The 17,179-nt window shown below is 62.8% G+C and carries 14 protein-coding genes; 3 read left to right on the top strand and 11 right to left on the bottom strand.

Annotation, left to right across the window (positions count from 1 at the left end):
- Positions 1 to 21: 21 nt before the first annotated feature.
- The 7 genes from OH764_RS10525 to OH764_RS10555 form a co-directional block, all read right to left on the bottom strand.
- Positions 22 to 3,735, bottom strand: coding sequence for a condensation domain-containing protein (locus tag OH764_RS10525; protein WP_498846750.1), 3,714 nt, complete (start codon positions 3,733 to 3,735; stop codon positions 22 to 24).
- A gap of 225 nt (positions 3,736 to 3,960) precedes the next feature.
- Positions 3,961 to 4,779: an ATP-binding cassette domain-containing protein gene (locus OH764_RS10530; RefSeq protein ID WP_498846751.1), complete on the bottom strand. Its 819-nt coding sequence runs from the start codon at positions 4,777 to 4,779 to the stop codon at positions 3,961 to 3,963.
- 17 nt (positions 4,780 to 4,796) lie between these two features.
- On the bottom strand, positions 4,797 to 6,443 hold the full coding sequence (locus tag OH764_RS10535; protein ID WP_498846752.1) for a cyclic peptide export ABC transporter: 1,647 nt from the start codon (positions 6,441 to 6,443) through the stop codon (positions 4,797 to 4,799).
- Positions 6,444 to 6,544: 101 nt separating this feature from the next.
- The gene (locus OH764_RS10540; protein WP_498846753.1) at positions 6,545 to 7,447 is read right to left on the bottom strand and encodes a YqcI/YcgG family protein; all 903 of its coding nucleotides are present in this window, start codon (positions 7,445 to 7,447) and stop codon (positions 6,545 to 6,547) included.
- A gap of 212 nt (positions 7,448 to 7,659) precedes the next feature.
- Positions 7,660 to 9,096 (bottom strand): cupin domain-containing protein, encoded by a 1,437-nt coding sequence (locus OH764_RS10545; RefSeq protein ID WP_498846754.1) that lies wholly within the window; start codon positions 9,094 to 9,096, stop codon positions 7,660 to 7,662.
- 99 nt (positions 9,097 to 9,195) lie between these two features.
- Positions 9,196 to 10,002 (bottom strand): thioesterase II family protein, encoded by an 807-nt coding sequence (locus tag OH764_RS10550; RefSeq protein WP_498846755.1) that lies wholly within the window; start codon positions 10,000 to 10,002, stop codon positions 9,196 to 9,198.
- Positions 10,003 to 10,047: 45 nt separating this feature from the next.
- Positions 10,048 to 10,281, bottom strand: coding sequence for an MbtH family protein (locus OH764_RS10555; protein ID WP_498846756.1), 234 nt, complete (start codon positions 10,279 to 10,281; stop codon positions 10,048 to 10,050).
- A gap of 302 nt (positions 10,282 to 10,583) precedes the next feature.
- Between OH764_RS10555 and OH764_RS10560 the strand changes: the two genes are divergently transcribed.
- Together OH764_RS10560 and OH764_RS10565 are read left to right on the top strand one after the other, a co-directional pair.
- Positions 10,584 to 11,207, top strand: a complete 624-nt coding sequence (locus OH764_RS10560; RefSeq protein WP_498846757.1) for a nitroreductase family protein — start codon at positions 10,584 to 10,586, stop codon at positions 11,205 to 11,207.
- 256 nt (positions 11,208 to 11,463) lie between these two features.
- Positions 11,464 to 11,979 (top strand): BLUF domain-containing protein, encoded by a 516-nt coding sequence (locus tag OH764_RS10565; protein ID WP_498846758.1) that lies wholly within the window; start codon positions 11,464 to 11,466, stop codon positions 11,977 to 11,979.
- 278 nt (positions 11,980 to 12,257) lie between these two features.
- On the opposite strand, the gene argE is transcribed toward OH764_RS10565, so the two are convergent.
- Genes argE through OH764_RS10585 form a run of 4 tightly spaced genes read right to left on the bottom strand, consistent with a single transcriptional unit; the run spans position 12,258 to position 15,951 of the window.
- Positions 12,258 to 13,421 carry an acetylornithine deacetylase gene (gene argE, locus OH764_RS10570; protein ID WP_498846759.1) on the bottom strand — a complete coding sequence of 388 codons (1,164 nt, stop codon included), beginning with the start codon at positions 13,419 to 13,421 and terminating at the stop codon, positions 12,258 to 12,260.
- Positions 13,414 to 14,091: a DUF1028 domain-containing protein gene (locus tag OH764_RS10575; RefSeq protein WP_498846760.1), complete on the bottom strand. Its 678-nt coding sequence runs from the start codon at positions 14,089 to 14,091 to the stop codon at positions 13,414 to 13,416. The genes argE and OH764_RS10575 overlap by 8 nt, the downstream gene beginning before the upstream one ends.
- Positions 14,092 to 14,101: 10 nt before the next feature.
- On the bottom strand, positions 14,102 to 14,539 hold the full coding sequence (locus OH764_RS10580) for a RidA family protein (protein WP_498846761.1): 438 nt from the start codon (positions 14,537 to 14,539) through the stop codon (positions 14,102 to 14,104).
- Positions 14,540 to 14,583: 44 nt separating this feature from the next.
- A complete protein-coding gene (locus tag OH764_RS10585) occupies positions 14,584 to 15,951 on the bottom strand; it encodes a flavin-containing monooxygenase (RefSeq protein WP_498846762.1) in 1,368 nt (455 codons plus the stop codon).
- A 209-nt stretch (positions 15,952 to 16,160) separates the two neighbouring features.
- On the opposite strand from OH764_RS10585, the gene OH764_RS10590 reads away from it, so the two are divergent.
- The gene (locus OH764_RS10590) at positions 16,161 to 17,087 is read left to right on the top strand and encodes a LysR family transcriptional regulator (RefSeq protein ID WP_027779271.1); all 927 of its coding nucleotides are present in this window, start codon (positions 16,161 to 16,163) and stop codon (positions 17,085 to 17,087) included.
- The last annotated feature ends 92 nt before the right edge of the window (positions 17,088 to 17,179 follow it).

Below are 17,179 nucleotides of genomic sequence, written 5' to 3' on the forward strand. Positions count from 1 at the left end.
GTCAGGACGGCGGCCGCATACTCAAAGCGAGTACGCCCCAGCGACTGGCGCAATGCCGTCGACCGCTTCATCGTCGTCGAGATTGAATTCGCCGATCGCGCGCTCTGGCGTGTCGGCGATCTGTTCGAGCAGACCGACGTAGTGCCGCGCGAGCTGCGCGATAAAGGCGTCGTCATAAAGCTCGGCGGCGTACGCGAAAACGCAGCGCAGTCCGCGCGCACCCTCGCGAAACACGTCGAGCGCGATTTCGAACCGCGCGTCGCTCGCGTCGGCGTCGACCAGCGCGCAACGCACGCCATCGAGATCGAGCGCGCGTTCGAACTCGTCGTGCAGCACGAACTTGATCTGCGCAAGCGGGCTGACGCCCGCGCGCCGGCCGACCTGCAGCGCGGCCACGACGCGCTGGAACGGCACGTCGGCGTTCGTCTGCGCGTCGATGCTGTCGCCGCGTACCTCACGCAGCAGCGTCGTGAACGACCTCGCGCCCTTCACAGACGCGCGCATCGCGAGCGTGTTGATGAAGAAACCGATCAGCTCCTCCGTTTCGATCCGGTCGCGGCCGGCGACGGGCACCGCAATCGCCACGTCGTGCGCGCCGCTGTAACGCGACAGCAGCGCGGCGAATGCAGCGAGCAGCACCATGAACAGCGTGGCGTTGTGCTCGCGCGCGAGCACGTCCAAACGGCTCGCGAGCACAGCCGGTATATCGGCGCCGACACGCTCGGCCCGAGGCTCATAGGGACGGCCGCGCTCATGCAAGGTCGGCAGATCGAGCAGCGCGTCGTAGCCCGCCAGACGGTTGCGCCAGTAATCGAGTTGCGCAGCGAGTTCCACGCCGCCGTGGTCGTCGTCGGAAAATCGCGCGCGTTGCCATGCCGCGTAATCCGCGTATTGGACCGCCGGCGCCGGCAAAGCCGGCATCTCGCCGAGCCGCGCCGCGCGATACGCAGCCGCAAAATCGCGCAGCAGCACATTGATCGACCAGCCATCGCAGACGATGTGATGCATCACGATATGCAGCACATACTGCTCCGGACCGCGGACAAACAGCGCCGCGCGAAAGAGCGGGCCGAGCGTCAGATCGAAGGGCTCGCGAGCGCGTCGACGCAACTGCGCGTGGAAGTCGCCGCTGGTTAGTTCCATTGCGTTCACGCATTCCCAGCGCCACGTGTCGGCGGTGTCGGCGACGGGCCTGATCAGTTGACGCGGCACGTCGTCGATTTCGGCAAAGCGCGTGCGCAGCATCTCGTGGCGGCGTACCAGGGCGTCGAGCGCCATTCTCGCGGCGTGCGCATCGAGCGGACCCATCAATGAAAGTGCGGCCGAGATGTTGTAGGCGGAGCTGTCCGGATCGAGTTGCCATAGCATCCATAAACGCTCCTGCGGCAAAGATAGCGGCGCCTCGCCGCGTTGGCTTTCGGCGCGGCGCGCGAGCGGCGCAAGCGGAGCGACCGCGATCGACGGCGTCGCCCAGCGAGCATCGAGCGCCGTGGCAAGATCCGTGAGCGTCGGGTGGCTGAACAACATACCGACTGGCACGTCGCGACCCAACCGCGCGCGCAGCCGCGACGCGACCTTCGCGGCCAGCAGCGAACGGCCGCCGAGCGCAAAGAAATCATCCGATGCACAGGGCGTCGGCACGTCGAGCACCTCGCTCCATACTTGTGCGATAGCGCGCGCGGTGGGCGTCAGCGTGTCGCCGCAACCGGGTGCCGAGATTGCGTCCACCGGGGCTGTGTCCGTCTCGATGCGTTGCGACCGTTCGGACCTGGCGTCGCGCACTGCGAACGGCACGAGCGCGCCGCTCTGCCACGCGGCAACGCATGCACTGCGCTGCAGTTTTCCGCTCGACGTCCGCGGCAAATCGCCCGGTTCGAGTAACAGGATCAACGCGGCTTCATGATGGAACGCGTCGCCGAGCGCATCGGCGATCGCGGCGAAGATCGTCTCGGGTGCCACCTGCCGCGTCCTGCCGCGCGCCACTTCGGCGGCCACGCCGATGGCCTCGGCACCGTCGGCCGCTTCAACGGGGAACGCGGTGACGCGCCCGCGCCTCAGCCATTCGACGCGATCGGCCAGCACTGTTTCGAGATCCTGCGGATAGATGTTTTCACCACGCAGCACGATCAGGTCCTTGCGGCGTCCGCAAAAGAACAACTGGCCGCGCTCGACGAAGCCGAGGTCACCGGTGCGCAGCCAACGTCCCGGAAAACCCGGCGCGTCGTCGAGAAACACCGCAGCGGTCGCTTCGGGATTGCGCCAGTAACCGCGAGTGATGCTCGGGCCGCTGCACCACACTTCGCCGACGTGTCGATCCGGCAAACGCTCGCAGGTATCCGGATCGACGATTACGAGCGTATGGCCCAACGCGGTCACGCCGCAGCCGACCACGGCCTTGGTGTCGTCGTTGATCTCGTTATCTTTTTCACCATCCGCTTCGTTGTCGTTTCCGCGGACGACCGGCAACGCGACCGGCACGCGCCGCGCAAGCGCCGATGCACAGAAGCGCGTCTCGGGTGCGCCCGAGCCGACCTCGACGCCTGTGAAAAACAGTGTCGCCTCGGCAAGCCCGTAGCACGCATACATCGCGCGCGGATCGAGGCCGTGCGTGCTGAAACGCGCGGCGAAGCCGTCGAGGGTAGTCTGGCGAATCGGCTCCGAACCGCAGAACGCGACGCGCAGCGACGACAGGTCGAGCCCGGCGAGTTGCGCATCGCGCACGCGGTCGGCGCACAGCCGATACGCGAAGTCCGGTCCGCCCGTCACCGTCGCGCGTTCACGTGCGATGCCGGCGAGCCAGCGCGCCGGGCGTTCCAGAAAATGCAACGGCGAAATCAGCGTGACCTGGAAGCCGCACAAGACCGGCATCAGCACGCTGCCGATCAAGCCCATATCGTGATAAAGCGGCAGCCAGGAGAACATTCTGTCGCCGGCACGACAACCCATCCCTCGCGACATCGCGCTGACGTTCGCGCATATGTTCCCATGACCAACGATCACCCCTTTCGGCGACGACGTAGAGCCGGACGTGTATTGCAAAAACGAAACTGCATCGGGCGCCGCGCTGTCGATGCAAAAGCCGTCGCCGTGAACGTCCATATCGGCGACGCCGGGCGATAACAACGTCGCGCCGTGCAAATCAAGCTCGGCGCTGATGTTTGCTGAAGACTGATGCGATGCCCGATCGAGTACCGCAATGCGCGCCATGCAATCGCCGGCGATGCGCCGCAGCCGCGCGAGGTGCGCGCTTTGCGGCGCATCGGGCGGATATGCGGGAACCGCGATCATCCCTGCGTACTGGCAGGCGAAGAACGACACGATGTAATCGAGCCCGCTTTGCAGCATCAGCAGCACACGATCGTTCGGCGCGCCGTGCCGGCGAAGAACGGCTGCGAGACGCCGCGCGCGCTCGTCGAGCGCCGCGTACGTGAGTTCGCGTGCGTCGGCGTCGCCGTCGGCGAGAAATCGCACCGCCAATTGATCGGGGCGCTGTCCGACGTGCAACTTCATCACCGAGACGAGGTCGTTTGCTGGCGCTGCGGCCCAGTTCGCGGTGTGGGGGGCTGTGGCGGCCGTTGCGCTCGTTGCACTACCGGCCGCGGAATCGGCAGCCGTAATCGCCGCAATGTGATTTGCGCCACTATCCGCCCTATCTTCTGCCGCGTTTTCCGCAGCGGCCGCACCCGCCGCATGCAGGTTCACGCCATGCTGGCGCGGCGTATTGATAACAGACATCCTCGCCTCCCGAGATTTACCGCGCGCCGCGCGGTCGTCCTCGCCACGCACCACATCAGCGCGGCACACGCAGACCGTCGCCGACGCATGCTTGCGTCGACAACCTGAATTTCGTCATTGCGGGGAAAGCAAGGCGTCTCTTGGGAGCGCCGTTATCTGCTGTCGGTCATGCAATGCCGGCAGCGACGCATCGTGACGATGCGAGAGCCGGCATGCGCATGGCGTTCAATACGCGAAGCTGATTGGCATGCCGCCGCGCGGATGCGCGACCGTGCCCATCGGCACGCCGTAGATCGCGCCGAGCATCTTTTCCTCGATCAGCTCTGGCGCGGTGCCGCTTGCTAGCAGGCGGCCGTTCTTCAACGCGATCAGATCGTCGCAGAAACGCGCGGCCATGTTGATGTCGTGCAACACGACGACCACGCCAAGACCGCGCTGCTGACTCAGCGTGCGCACGAGATCGAGCACTTCGATCTGATGCGCAATATCGAGCGCGGAGATCGGTTCGTCGAGCAACAGGCACTGGCTATCCTGCGCGACCAGCATCGCGATCCACGCGCGTTGCCGCTCGCCGCCCGACAGGCTGTCCACTGCACGATCCGCGAATCGGGTGATGTCGGTCAGCTCCATCGCCTCATCGACCTTCTCGCCGTCGACGCCGGTAAAGCGGCCAAGCGCGCCGTGCCATGGATAGCGGCCGAGCGCAACCAGTTCACGCACCGTCATGCCGCTCGCGGCCGGTTGTTGCTGCGGCAGATAGGCCACCTGTCGCGCGAACTCACGGTTCTCCCACTCGCGCAGTGGGCGGCCCGCGAAACGCAGCGTGCCTGCCGTGGGCGACTGTTGACGCGCGAGCAGTTTGAGCAGAGTCGATTTTCCCGAGCCGTTGTGACCGATCAGGCCGCACACGCGCCCTCTCGGCAGAGCGAGCGCAAGTGGATGCAACAACACGCGCTCACCGATGCGAAACGACACGTCATCGATTTCGTACATCGGCTCGCCTTGCACGGCTCGCGCGGAATCAATGGATAGATTGGCATTCATGTTCGTAGGCATCCTGATCAGTTATCAACGGACGTGAGGTTCGCCGCACGCGCGGCGCCCGGCCCGTCCTCGACGATCTGGCCGAAATCGAGCTTGATGAAACGCTCTGCAAGATGGAAATAGCGGTCGTCATGTGTGATGACGAGCACGGTCTTGCCCTTCGCCTTGAGTTCGGGGAGCAGACGCTTATAGAACACGTCCTTGAAGAGCGGGTCCTGATCCGCGGCCCATTCGTCGAACACATAGAACGGCCGGTCCTCCAGATACGCGACGACGAGCGCGAGCCGCTTGCGTTGCCCTTGCGAGAGATCGAGCGTCGAGAACTTGCCGTCCTTGACGCTCACCTTGTGGTCGAGCTGCAGATCCACAAGCAATTGCTGCGCAAGCGTGTCGAGTCCTTCTGCGTGCATGCCGAGCAGCGTGTCGAACAGGAAGAAGTCGCTGAACACGACCGAGAAATGCTGGCGGTACGCATCGCGCCGCGCTTCGTCGATAGGCTCGCCGTTCAGCAGCACCCGGCCGCTTTCCGGCACATACAGGCCGACCAGCATCTTCGCGAGCGTGGTCTTGCCGCTGCCGTTGCCGCCGATCAGATAAACCAGCTCGCCACGGCGGAACGTGAGATCGATCGGCCCAAGCGTGAATACCTCGTTCTCCCTCTCGCGAAAGTAACGGTGCGTGGCGCCGTCGAGCGCGATGGTGTCGAACGATGCGGCGACGGGCGGTTCAAGCATGACTTCGCGCGGCAGTTCCGCGTTGACCTGCTCGATTCGTTCGAGCGCGACGCGCGCCGAACTGAGGCTCGGAATCGCCGAAAGCACGGCTTCTATCGGCATGATCATGTAGACGAACACGATCGCGTAGCCGGACATGACATGCGGATCGACCTTGATGTAGCGCGCGAACACGAACAGCGTGAGGCCGATGAATGCGAACAGAATGAAGTTGCCCCAACTGGACGCAGCCGCATACAGCATGTAGCCGCGCGTGCGCTGCACACGCACCGCCTCGACGTTGCTTGCGAGCGTGTCCTCGACGAACGCGCGCTTGCGGGCACGGTGCAGCTTCAGTTCCTTCGCACCGTCGAAGAGCGCGCGGAAGTGCTTGACCAGATCGTCCTCGCGCTTGCGCGACGCGCGCAGATGGAACATTGCGCGGCTGTGCGCGTAGCGAAAGCCTGCCATGCCCAGCACGATAGTCACGATCGCGACCAGCAGAATCGGCCACGACATGTAGCCGAGATACGCAAGACAGCCGACTATCACTGCACTTTGCATCGCGAGCGACGGCATGCTCACGAAAAAAACCACGATAGTGTCGAGATCCTGCGTCAGCACCGCGAGTGACTTCGCCGCGCCCTGTTTCTCCAACTGCGCGAACGCAGCGTCGCCGATACGACGAATGGTGCGCATGCGAAGCGTCGCCTTCGCCTGCTGGCCGAGCCACATGAAGAGCGACTGTGCGAGCGCGCGCATCGCCAGAACGCCCAGGCCGATCGCAAGGAACTGCCAGCCGAGGCGCGCAAGCCCCTGCGGAGTCGCGACCAGCGCCTGGTTGATGAGGGCGAGCAGCGCCGCATTGCCGAGGCCGCCGAGCACACTTGCGATGAGCGCCCCAGCGACCATCCAGCGTGACTTGCTGACCAGTTGCAAAAGTACGGACATGAATCTCCTTTCGTTGCGACATGAGAGCAGTAGGACGGCAGGCCGGCTCGCACTAGCGAATGCCATGAGCGTCATGCGGAAGTCCTCGTGCGCCGGCCGCGTCAGTTATCGGCGCCTCGCGCAGGGTCTTTTTGCGCGAAGCCTCTTTCGTATTCATTGCGCGCGTCTTGCGGAGCCACCTGACGGCGGGCCTGCATGGACTGCACTTGCGCCGACGTTTTGTCGCGTGCCTGCGCGCGGCGTTTCAGAAAGGGGCAGCGCTCGTCGACCGGCGCGTTTGCATCGTCGAGAAAGTACTGCTTCCATTCGAGATTGCCCGGATCGCCATAAAAGCCGAGATCGGGATGCGCGGGAATCTCGTCCCATGTTTCCAGACGCTTGCGCACCTGATTGCGTGCCTCGCGGCCAATGACCTTGTTCGTGATCGTATCGACAAACACCGAGCGCGGTTGAAACAGCAGCACCATGCCCGGGCCCAGGTTGCGGCTATGGCGCGCCCGAAACGACGGGCACGCGCACACCACAAACATCTGCACGCCCGCATACGAGAACTCCCACGCCTCGTCCATCGGGTCCGGCTGCTGGTCGGCTGCCGGATCGGGATCGCCGTCGTGCAGCTGCTGCAGGATGCTCCAGAACAATGTCCGGTACGCATCGTGCGTAAGCGGCTGCGGGTCCGGCTCGAAAAATACCGCGATGTTGTTTCTCCTGTACTCGGGCTGCACGGCCAACTCCGCGAACGTTTGCATCGTCGCGGGCAGGTCGCGCAAATCACGCCCGTTGACGAACGAGTAGAACATCTCGCCGCGCCGCTCGGCCATCGTGCCGAAAAAGCATGGATATGCCGGATCGATTACCTGCTCGCGCAGCGTGGCATACGAAGCGTCCAGCCACGCAGGCGCGGACACCGCCGCGCCCGTCGCTCTGCCGGCAATGATCCGGCTCTTCCAGTCGCTGACCTCGAACCGATCGGCCTCTGCGATAGCACTGTTGCCTGCTTGCATCGTTCGCTCTCTCTTCCTGACCCACTGTTGCGCGCGTCGAACGCGCGAGGCATCCCAGCCTGCGTGGCCGGAACGTCGATATTGCTGTCGTGGGGAAGAGGCGCATTTTTTGTCGATCTCCGCCACTAGCGCCTACACGGTGCCGCCGGCTCGTTGCTACCTTGTTACCACCTGTTGCCAATCGGTTACGGATGTACCGCGTGATGGTGCTGTCATGTTGAAGCCGCCGCCGGCTCATCGAGCTCGGCCACGAGGGCGTCGACCCACTCGTTCGGAATGATCGGCTGGTGATACGTGCATTCGTTCGATACGACCGTCGAGCCGTGCAGCCTGCCATCCGGAATCAGCACCATGTCGCCTTTGTGCATCGAAAGCTGCATGCCGACGTTGCCCCAGAACAGCATGTCGCCCTCCTCGATCGTGACGAGGCGGTGATCGTTGTGCACGTGCGTGGTCGAACACATTTCTTGAGGCTCGACGAAGGTCTCGCGGTCGATGCCGGGACACTCCGCTTCGATGCGCGAGCTGATGCGATGCGCGAAGCTCATATAGTCGCCAATCGACGACAGCCAGCGCAACTGTTCGCCAAGATCCCAACGCCCGCGTTCCGCGAGGCGCTCGCCTGCAACAACGCCTTGCACGCATTGAGCGCGCGCCACGTCGCCAAAACCTTGTGCAACACGCTCCAGCGCACGTGCGCAGCGCTGCTGCAGCGCAGCCCTTAGTGCGTCCGAATCGGCCGGGCCGCGGCTGGCCTGTTGCAGATGCGCGCAAGCCCGTTCGAGCGCGAGCCCGAACGCAAGCCACTCCGCCTCGGCCGCGAACGCCGCGCCGACAAGCCCGAAGGCGCGGTCCGGACGGCGAGCAAGCGCATAGAGCAGATTGCATTTTGCGATGCTCGTCGGCAGATAAAACTGCCAGTACGCATGCTGCCGGCGCGTAATGCAGCTCACCTCGGCGACGCGTTCGAACAGTGCGTCGTCAGGCACTTGACGGTGGAGGCTCGGGCGCTCGTCGGGCGCGAGCATGTCGAAGAAGCCGCTTGCGCCCGCTCGCGCGAGCGCGCGGCGCTTCGATACCGCGAGCGCCCAGCGCTGCACCATGATGAAACGCAGCCCTTGTTCGAGGTAGTCGTTGCTCATTAACCGCTCGAACGTGGCGCTCCAGAATGCGAGTTCCTCATCGACGATGCGCGTCAGGCGCGCGCTCACGGCGCCGGTGTCTTCGCGGATATCGACGTCCTTTGTCAGGTATTCGAACGCGTACGCTTCCAGGAACGGCGCAATCTGCGCCCCGAGTTCGCGCGTGTCTTCGCGATAGAAATCGGCAAAACGCTGCCAGTCGGCGGGCTCGTTACTTACCGGCGGGCGCGCGACGTCGAGCTCGTAGATCGATATCAGCGTGCGCCCGGACGCAAGCGCCGGCAGACGACTGACGTTGTGTTCGCGCACGGGTTTCATGAACTTGAGGAAGTCGAAGTCCTCTGGCCGCAGCGGGCGTCGATGAAAGTCGTCGTCGAGCAGCAGTTCGCCGACCGTCGCGCTGCGAAACGGCCCGGCCGCAGCAAACTGTTTGATGAGCGCCACATAGCGCTCGCTGTGCCCAACGAACGGCGAGAAATCGAAGATCGGCAGCGAAGCCTGGCTCATGGTCATTCGTTCCTTATCCGGGTTGCCCCAATACTGCAATTGATGATTACGGCGTGCGCGAAGTCAGCGATCACGCGAGCACTCCGCGCCACGGGTTCGTTATGCCGCGACGCCTCGCACCGGTTGCGCCCGTTGCGCCGGTTGTCCATGCAGCAAGAGCGCTTTGGCCACGGCTGCAAGTACGGCTTCGCGGGCCGTGTCGATGAAGAAGTGCCCGCCGTCGAACCAGTGCACTGCGCATGCGCCGCGTGTCTCGTGTGCCCAGGCGTCGACGTCCGCGCGGTTTGCCGTGGCGGGGTCATCGCGGCCGATGAACACGTCGATCGGACAGTCGAGCATGGTCGATGTATTCGACGTTCCGGGCAGCATCGCGCGATAGGCGTTAGCGCGCGTCGCAATATGCGCCGGATGCATGCCGCACAGGTGGAAATCGGCGCGCAGCATCGGCAACATGAAGTCAACGAACTCAGCGTCGTCGAGCAGCTCGGTGGGCGTGCCGCCGCGCTCCCGCAGGCAGGCAATCATTTCGCTCTGCGAACAGTTAAGCCAATGCGTTTCGTACTTACGACGCGCGGGCGAGATGGTTGCTGACGCACCGAACCAGACAGGAGCGCGCTCGCCGCGCTCGCGCAGCGCGTGCATCAGTTCGAATGCGACGAGCGAGCCCATGCTGTGTCCGAACAACGCAAACGAAGCGCCGCCGACCAGCGCGAGTAGTTCATCTGAGAGTTGCGCGATGAGCGCGGGCCATTCGGTATGCGGCGATACGGACCGGCGCATACCGTGACCGGGCAGCTCGAGCAAGCGCGCCTGCACGAACCACGGCAACCGTGGCTGCCAGTCCCGGTACAACGCCACGCTGCCGCCTGCATGCGCGAGACACACGAGGATTAGCGGGTCTGACATACGCGGCAGACCATTCGACGAGGTCATCGGCTGGACGCCCGTTGATCACGCATTGGTGACGCTTTCGGCCGCAGCGCTTTCGGCCATGGCCTTGCGCAAGCTCAGCGGACGCATATCCGTCCAGACCTGGTCGATCCATTGCAGGCATTCGTCCTTCTTGCCCGACTTACCGGCTTCACGCCAGCCGGCTGGAATCGCCTTGTAGTCAGGCCAGATCGAATACTGCTCTTCGTGATTTACAACGACAACGAAGTTGGTGTTTTCGTCACCCCAGCTCATCGCGGCTCCTGAATGAAGTTGTACGTCGGTGTGCAGCTGTTCATGCCGGGCAGACCTCGCAGACGGGCGGCAGTTTGCCCCGCAGATTTTGAATCCGTCGACTTAAATGCGAATCATTTGCATTCAAATTTACTCGTTGATCTCAATGCATGTCAAGGTCTAGGGCCTGCCTCTTTTGTCTCATTGGCAATGAGTGCACAGCTTAAAACAAAACCATTCATCAGACAAGCAAATAGGAATCATTTGCATTAACGTCGGTTTGTCGTCATCATCCATCCGACAGAAAACTCAATCACACCGTCATGGATACCTCTCAGATCCGTCAGATCGACCACACCATTTCGCCGCAGCAACGAGCGTTCTTCGAAACGCTGCTCTCGCGCCAGTCGCACTGGCCGCTGGCCGAGCCGGGACCGGGCGACATCGAGTTAAGCCTGATCTTCGACGCGGCCATGCGAGCACCGGACCATGGTGCGCTGCGCCCTTGGCGCTTCGCGCTGATTCGCGACGACGCGCGCGCTGACTTCGGCGAAGTGCTCGTCGATGTCGCCGCGCGACGCGAGCCCGCAACGCGTCGTGCAGATCACGAGCAACGCCGGCAACTCGCGTACACGGCGCCGCTCGTGATCGTCATAGCCGCGGCGCCGATTCCCAATTCGCACATTCCGGAATCGGAGCAACTGCTCGCGGTCGGCGCGGCGGTCATGAACATGCTCAACGCAATTCACGCCCTCGGTTACGGCGGTTTCTGGGCGACGGGCGCCGACGCGTACGACCCCAATCTTCAGGCCGCGCTCGACTTCGAGCCAGCGGAGCGCGTGCTGGGCTTTTTATTTGTTGGCACACCGAAATCTCGTGAACGATCGGCGATGCGCCCACCGCATTCGCTGTATGTGCGCGAGTGGTTGGGGCGCGCATCGGTTTGAAGATGTCTGCAGCGATTGAACCGACCACCGCGCTTCACTAAAAGCTCCGCGAAACGCGGCAGAAAGTGCGATTTCTCAACACGTGTTGAAACACGCGACGCGATCAGCCACCGTCAGCCCCGCACTAATCGGACAACGGCATAACGTGTGCCGTCAATTTTCGCCGCATGGGCGCAGCCGTCTAACGTTGGTCGAGTTTAGACAGCCGGCCCTGTACTAAAGTGGAAACGCGAAACGTCTTTGTAGAGGTGTCCCTATGTTCTCAGACGAATCGAAACGTCTCGAAACGCGGGACCAGGATGAAACGTTATTCGGCGCGGTGTACATCAGCAATGTCGCGTCGGGCGTAGGCATATCGGACGTGGAATCGATCGTGTCGGTGTCTCGCGTGCTCAATCGCGCCGATGCACTGACCGGTTTTCTCGTGCACGCGGGCCGTAATTTTGTCCAGTACCTTGAAGGCGATCCGGTGGCAGTGAGGGAATGCCTGCGCCGTATCGGCAATGACCGCCGTCACTACGACATGCGGATCGTCGCGATTGGTTCGCTCGAAAACAGGCACTTCGCCGAGTGGTCGATGGGGTATTTCACCGGCGACATTCACGGCTCCGAGCGCATCGAAGATGTGCTGACGAGCTGGTCGGGCACGGACCGTTCGCTTCTCGAGGAAGTCTGGCGCATTACCCAGGCTGCCAAAACGCTGCCGGAAGTGAGCGAATCGCATCTCGTAGCAGGCCGGTTCGACGTTCTGCTGCGACGCGGTGCGAAATGAACGGCGCCTTCGCGTCGCTGGTGATCCCCTCGCGCTTTGCGCCACACTACGCCAACGCCCGACCGGACTACCCCTGCGGCGCTTCCCACCCAATGCCAAGGATCTTTTGCAGCGACACGAAGTCCTTCAGCAACTCGGCCTGCCCTGCCACGACATTCTGCTGCGCGCTGAATTCCTGGCGCGGCGAGCGCCGCGAGTGCTCTGTGTACCGAGAACGAGGCTTCGGCGCTCAAAACAAAGGTTAAATCGCGACGCGCGCTGTTGCCAGCGCATGCGTTTCAATCAATAGCCGAAAGGTAATCCGCCAGACGAGCGAGCATTGCATCGCAATCGCTCAATTGCTCGCTGGTGAGAAATTCATCTGGCTTATGCCCCTGGTCCATACTGCCTGGTCCGCAGACCACGGTGGGAATGCCCGCCTGCTCGAAGAGCCCGCCTTCGGTGCCGAACGCCACGGTGCCAAATTCATTTGAACCGGTCAGCAACGTTAGAAGACGCGCCGCTTCGCTGTCGGGTGACGTAGCCAGTGCCGGATAAGCAGAGAGTGACTGAAAGCGGATATCGGCGTCGGACTTCACGGCCCGCATTCTGGGAAGCAGCTCGGCTTCGGCGTACGTTTGCAACTCGTCGGCTACCTGACCGGCGTTGAAACCCGGCAGCGCCCGTACTTCGAAATCGAACTCACATTCTGCGGGCACGATGTTCAGCGCACGGCCGCCTTTGATCACTCCCGTCTGCACGGTCGAGAACGGCGGATCGAACCGTTCGTCGCGGTACTCGGGCCGCGCGAGATGGTCGCCAATCTCTTCCAGACGGTTGATCATGCGCGCCGCGTACTGAATGGCGTTGACACCATATGGCGCATAGGCCGAATGGCACGGCGCACCCTTGACCTGGCAGCGCATCGCCAGTTTGCCCTTGTGTCCGAGCACCGGCTTGAGTTCGGTCGGCTCGCCGATCAGACACAGTACCGGCTTATGCGGACGCCGTTCGAGTTCAGCGAGCATCGGTCGCACGCCAAGGCAGCCGACTTCCTCGTCGTATGAAAAGGCGAGATGCACGGGGAGCTTCAAATCGCGTTCGACGAAGCCCGGCACCGCCGCGAGCACCGATGCGATAAAGCCTTTCATGTCGGCCGTTCCGCGGCCATACAGCCGCCCGTCGCGTTCGGTAAGACGGAATGCGTCGACGCTCCACGCCTGTCCTTCGACCGGCACCACGTCGGTATGGCCTGACAGCACGATGCCACCTCGCTCACGCGGACCGATCGTCGCAAACAGGTTCGCCTTGGTACGCTCGGCGTTGTAGAAGAGTTCGCTCTTCACACCCAGTTCGTCCAGGTAATGTCGAATGAACCCGATCATGTCCAGATTCGACTCGCGGCTGACCGTGGCAAAGCCGATCAACGTGGCGAGCAGCGCGCGGCTGGACCTGTCACTCATTGCCGGGCACTCCGTAGCTCGGCGCGGCGGTCGGATTCAAAGCGCGCGTCAGATAGTCCTGCATTTGCGGCTGATATGCGCGCCACAAACCATCGAGTTGGCCGATGGGATCGTCGTCCGCCCAATCGACACGCAAGTCGACGATCGGCCAGCTCACATCGCCCACGATTCTGAGCGCCGCCGAATGCACGGGCCCCGCCTCACCGCCCGCGGCCATCGCCGCATGCATGGCCGCGAGGAGCCGATCGGCAAGCGGGCCTGCGGTCTGCTCGAACGCAGGGACCATTGCCTCGATCACTTCGGGGCCGGCGAGCATATTGCCCGCTGCCACGCATTGCTTGCCCGCGACGGCGTGATACGTACCCAACGCTTCCTTGCCGCTGAAGAACGCGGTGCGGCCCTGGCTATCGACCACCGTCACCTGACGATATTCGCTCCAGTCGCTTGCCCCTAGCGCACGATCCAACGCGGCGGCGGGATCGAATTGCCCGCTTTCAAGAAGATCGAGAATCTGCGGTCCCAGTGCTGGCAACGTGACGTTTTGCGTCGCGACCACGCCGACGCCTGCACGCACCCAAGGGCATCGGGCACCCACTGCAATGCTCGAAGAACTGATCGCAACCCCTAGCTGGCCCGACTGCGCGCAGCGTCCGACAATGGAGAATGTCATGTCCCGCTCCTCACGCTTGCGGCCGCGTCCATCCGTCTGGAATGACGGCGATTACGTCGATCTCCATCAGCCATTGCGGCTGACCCAGCGCAATCACGACGAGGCCGGTGGAAATCGGAAATACGCCCTTCAGCCACTTGCCGACTTCCTGGTACACGGGCTCGCGATAACGGACGTCGGTAAGATACGTCGTTGTCTTGACGACGTGAGACAAGTCGCTGCCCGCCTCTTCGAGCAATTGCTTGAGGTTCTTCATGGCCTGCTCGGCCTGGGCGCGCGGATCGCCCAAGCCGACCAGACGTCCTTCGAAATCGGTCCCCACCTGGCCGCGTACATAAACCGTATTGCCTGCGCGCACGGCCTGACAGAGGTCGTTGTCGAGCGTCTGGTTCGGATACGTGTCCTTTGTGTTGAACATGCGAATACGGGTATGTGTAGGTTGGCTCATGAGTGCACCATTTATATGGGGAGAAAGATGGGGAGACGCGTGAATCAGTTCACGCCCATTTCGCTTACTTTATGAACCTTTGAACCGGCGGACGAGCCGTCGGCGGCCTCAGTAGCTGCTGGGCTTTCGTCGCGGGGGCTAGCTGCGTCGCGTTGCGGTCCATCGTAATACGCCAGATATTTGCGCTGGGTGACGATGTGATCGGCGACGTGCTTCGCGTCGTGCCACACGCCCCAGATAAATGCAGAGCCGCGACGCGACAACCACGGCAGTCCGAGAAAATAGATGCCCGGCTCCTTCGATACGCCGCGCTGATGCGACGGCTTACCTTTTTCATCGAATGCGTTCACGTCCAACCAGCCGAAATCGACGGCATAACCGGTCGCCCACACAATCGACGTCACGCCGGCTTCTGCCAGATCGAGTGCGCGAAGCGGATGCGTGACGCACTCGGGGTCGGCGGGAATGGCGCGCGCCTCCGGTTCTTGGGGAAGATCGAGACCGTTGCGCTCGGCATACGCGTCGGCCGCGTCCAGCAGCGACAGATAGTTCTCGTCGCCGCGCGCAATGTTGGCCGCCAGATCGTCTTCGAAGACAGCGACGCCATTGTCGAAAGACTTCGTGAGACCCACGAGCGTAATGCCCTGATGCGCGAGACGCCGGAAGTCCACCGTATGACCGCCGCGTGACCCGCTTACTGCGATCGTCACGTGTTCTCTGCCCGGCTTCATGACCTCCGCATCCCATTCGCCGAGCACGCCGAGCCACCAGCAAAAATCGCGACCGCGATAAGCGCGCGGCGGACGGTCGTGCGCACCGACCGACAGATAAACGCGCCTGCCCGCGCGCTGCAACTCGTCCGCGATCTGCACGCCTGACGATCCCGCGCCCACCACGAGCACGCCTCCTTCAGGCAATTGCCCGGGGTTGCGATAGTCGGCGGAATGAATTTGCGTGAGACGCGTGTCTTGCGGCGCAATCGGCGGAATCACGGGGCGCTGGAAAGGTCCCGTTGCAACGACCACGCGATTAGCCTCGATCGTGCCCTCCGACGTTTCGACCGTAAAGCCCGGACGTACGGCATTACGCACGACGTGCTTCACCTCCACACCAGTGCGGATCGGCGCATCAAACTTCTTTGCGTATGCGACGAAATAATCCGCGACCTGTTCCTTTGGCGCAAAAGCGTCCGGGTGAACGTCCGCGAACTCCAGGTTGGGGAATCGATCGTGCCACGCAGGACCGTTCGCAACCAGCGAATCCCAGCGCCCGGTGCGCCAGCGCTCGGCAATGCGGGCGCGCTCCAGTACGAGGTGCGGCACCCCGAGCCTCGTCAGGTGTTCGCTCATCGCGACGCCGGCCTGGCCGGCGCCGACCACCAGCGTATCGATCGACGTTGTTTCGAGTGTCATGACTGTGTCCTTCAGAAGAGGCTATAGCGAATCGTGCCTGCAGTTGGCATGTGCCGCCCGGGCCGTTCGTCTCCCGTCAAAATCTACCCGCCCGTTCCGAATCCGAAAAACATATTAAAAAAATGCAGCGCATCGGTTTTTCCTATGCAGCGCTTTTTGACCGCCTCACAATGCCGCTCGTTGAAGACCTTGAAGATGGAGCGTCGTCGATGGAAAGTCACCCGTTGCGCTATTCATTGCGCCAGTTGCGCTATTTCGTCGTCACGGCGGAAGCGCTGTCTTTTACGGCGGCGGCAAAGCGCCTGCATATCTCGCAACCGTCGATCTCGACGGCGCTTGCGGATCTCGAAGTCTCGTTCGGCGTGCAACTCTTCATACGACATCACGCGAGCGGTCTTTCGCTCACGCAGGCCGGACGCGATCTGCTCGGCCAGGCGCGCAATCTGTTGAAGATCGCGGAGGAACTGCAAACGACCGCGAAGGAAATGGACGGCGGCATGACGGGTGCGATTGCGCTCGGCTGCCTCGTCTCGCTCGCGCCGCCGCTCATGCCGCGGTTGATCAGCCGCTTCACGGGCGAGCACGCAGGTATTTCGTTTCGCACCGTCGAGGCGCATCAGGACGGCCTTTTGCGCGGCCTGCACGACGGCTCGCTCGACATCGCTCTCACGTACAGCCTCGACCTGACTGAGGACATTGCCTTCACGCCGCTGCTTTCGCTGCCGCCTTACGCGATCCTGCCGCGCACGCATCGGCTCGCCCGCGCGCGCAAGGTTTCGCTCGCCGACTTATTGCCCGAGCCTTATGTGATGCTCGACTTGCCGCACAGCCGCGAGTACTTCGCCGCGCTCTTCGACGCAGTGGGCAGCCGGCCGGTGCCGGCGTTTCGCTCGTCGCAGCCCGAGGTCGTGCGCGGCATGGTGGCCAACGGTCTCGGCTATAGCCTGCTTAACTTCCCGCTCAAGTCCAACCGCACGGTGGATGGCGAAGAGTTCGTCATTAAACGCTTCAAAGACAACGTCAACGCAACGATGCTCGGCATCGCGCAATCGCGCACGATGAAGCCTCGCCAGGTCGTGCATCGTTTCGCGTCGTTCTGCGAGAACTACATCCGGCGACTGCATATAGACGAATGATTCATCGCGGTTGGTCGACTGCTTTCAGATTGCGTTCGCTGCATAGACAAAACCTTTGCTTTGTATCTGAAAACAATATTTTGGCTTGCAAA

Source organism: Burkholderia sp. M6-3 (genome assembly GCF_050858985.1).
In the GTDB taxonomy this organism is placed as follows: domain Bacteria; phylum Pseudomonadota; class Gammaproteobacteria; order Burkholderiales; family Burkholderiaceae; genus Paraburkholderia; species Paraburkholderia caledonica.

Excerpts from the sequence above, each read along its gene's own strand:
- OH764_RS10550 (WP_498846755.1), bottom strand. The coding sequence starts at position 10,002 with ATGTCAGACCCGCTAATCCTCGTGTGTCTCGCGCATGCAGGCGGCAGC.
- OH764_RS10560 (WP_498846757.1), top strand. The coding sequence starts at position 10,584 with ATGGATACCTCTCAGATCCGTCAGATCGACCACACCATTTCGCCGCAG.
- OH764_RS10565 (WP_498846758.1), top strand. The coding sequence starts at position 11,464 with ATGTTCTCAGACGAATCGAAACGTCTCGAAACGCGGGACCAGGATGAA.
- OH764_RS10590 (WP_027779271.1), top strand. The coding sequence starts at position 16,161 with ATGGAAAGTCACCCGTTGCGCTATTCATTGCGCCAGTTGCGCTATTTC.
- argE (WP_498846759.1), bottom strand. The coding sequence starts at position 13,421 with ATGAGTGACAGGTCCAGCCGCGCGCTGCTCGCCACGTTGATCGGCTTT.
- OH764_RS10535 (WP_498846752.1), bottom strand. The coding sequence starts at position 6,443 with ATGTCCGTACTTTTGCAACTGGTCAGCAAGTCACGCTGGATGGTCGCT.
- OH764_RS10530 (WP_498846751.1), bottom strand. The coding sequence starts at position 4,779 with ATGAATGCCAATCTATCCATTGATTCCGCGCGAGCCGTGCAAGGCGAG.
- OH764_RS10525 (WP_498846750.1), bottom strand. The coding sequence starts at position 3,735 with ATGTCTGTTATCAATACGCCGCGCCAGCATGGCGTGAACCTGCATGCG.
- OH764_RS10540 (WP_498846753.1), bottom strand. The coding sequence starts at position 7,447 with ATGCAAGCAGGCAACAGTGCTATCGCAGAGGCCGATCGGTTCGAGGTC.
- OH764_RS10555 (WP_498846756.1), bottom strand. The coding sequence starts at position 10,281 with ATGAGCTGGGGTGACGAAAACACCAACTTCGTTGTCGTTGTAAATCAC.
- OH764_RS10545 (WP_498846754.1), bottom strand. The coding sequence starts at position 9,096 with ATGAGCCAGGCTTCGCTGCCGATCTTCGATTTCTCGCCGTTCGTTGGG.
- OH764_RS10580 (WP_498846761.1), bottom strand. The coding sequence starts at position 14,539 with ATGAGCCAACCTACACATACCCGTATTCGCATGTTCAACACAAAGGAC.
- OH764_RS10575 (WP_498846760.1), bottom strand. The coding sequence starts at position 14,091 with ATGACATTCTCCATTGTCGGACGCTGCGCGCAGTCGGGCCAGCTAGGG.
- OH764_RS10585 (WP_498846762.1), bottom strand. The coding sequence starts at position 15,951 with ATGACACTCGAAACAACGTCGATCGATACGCTGGTGGTCGGCGCCGGC.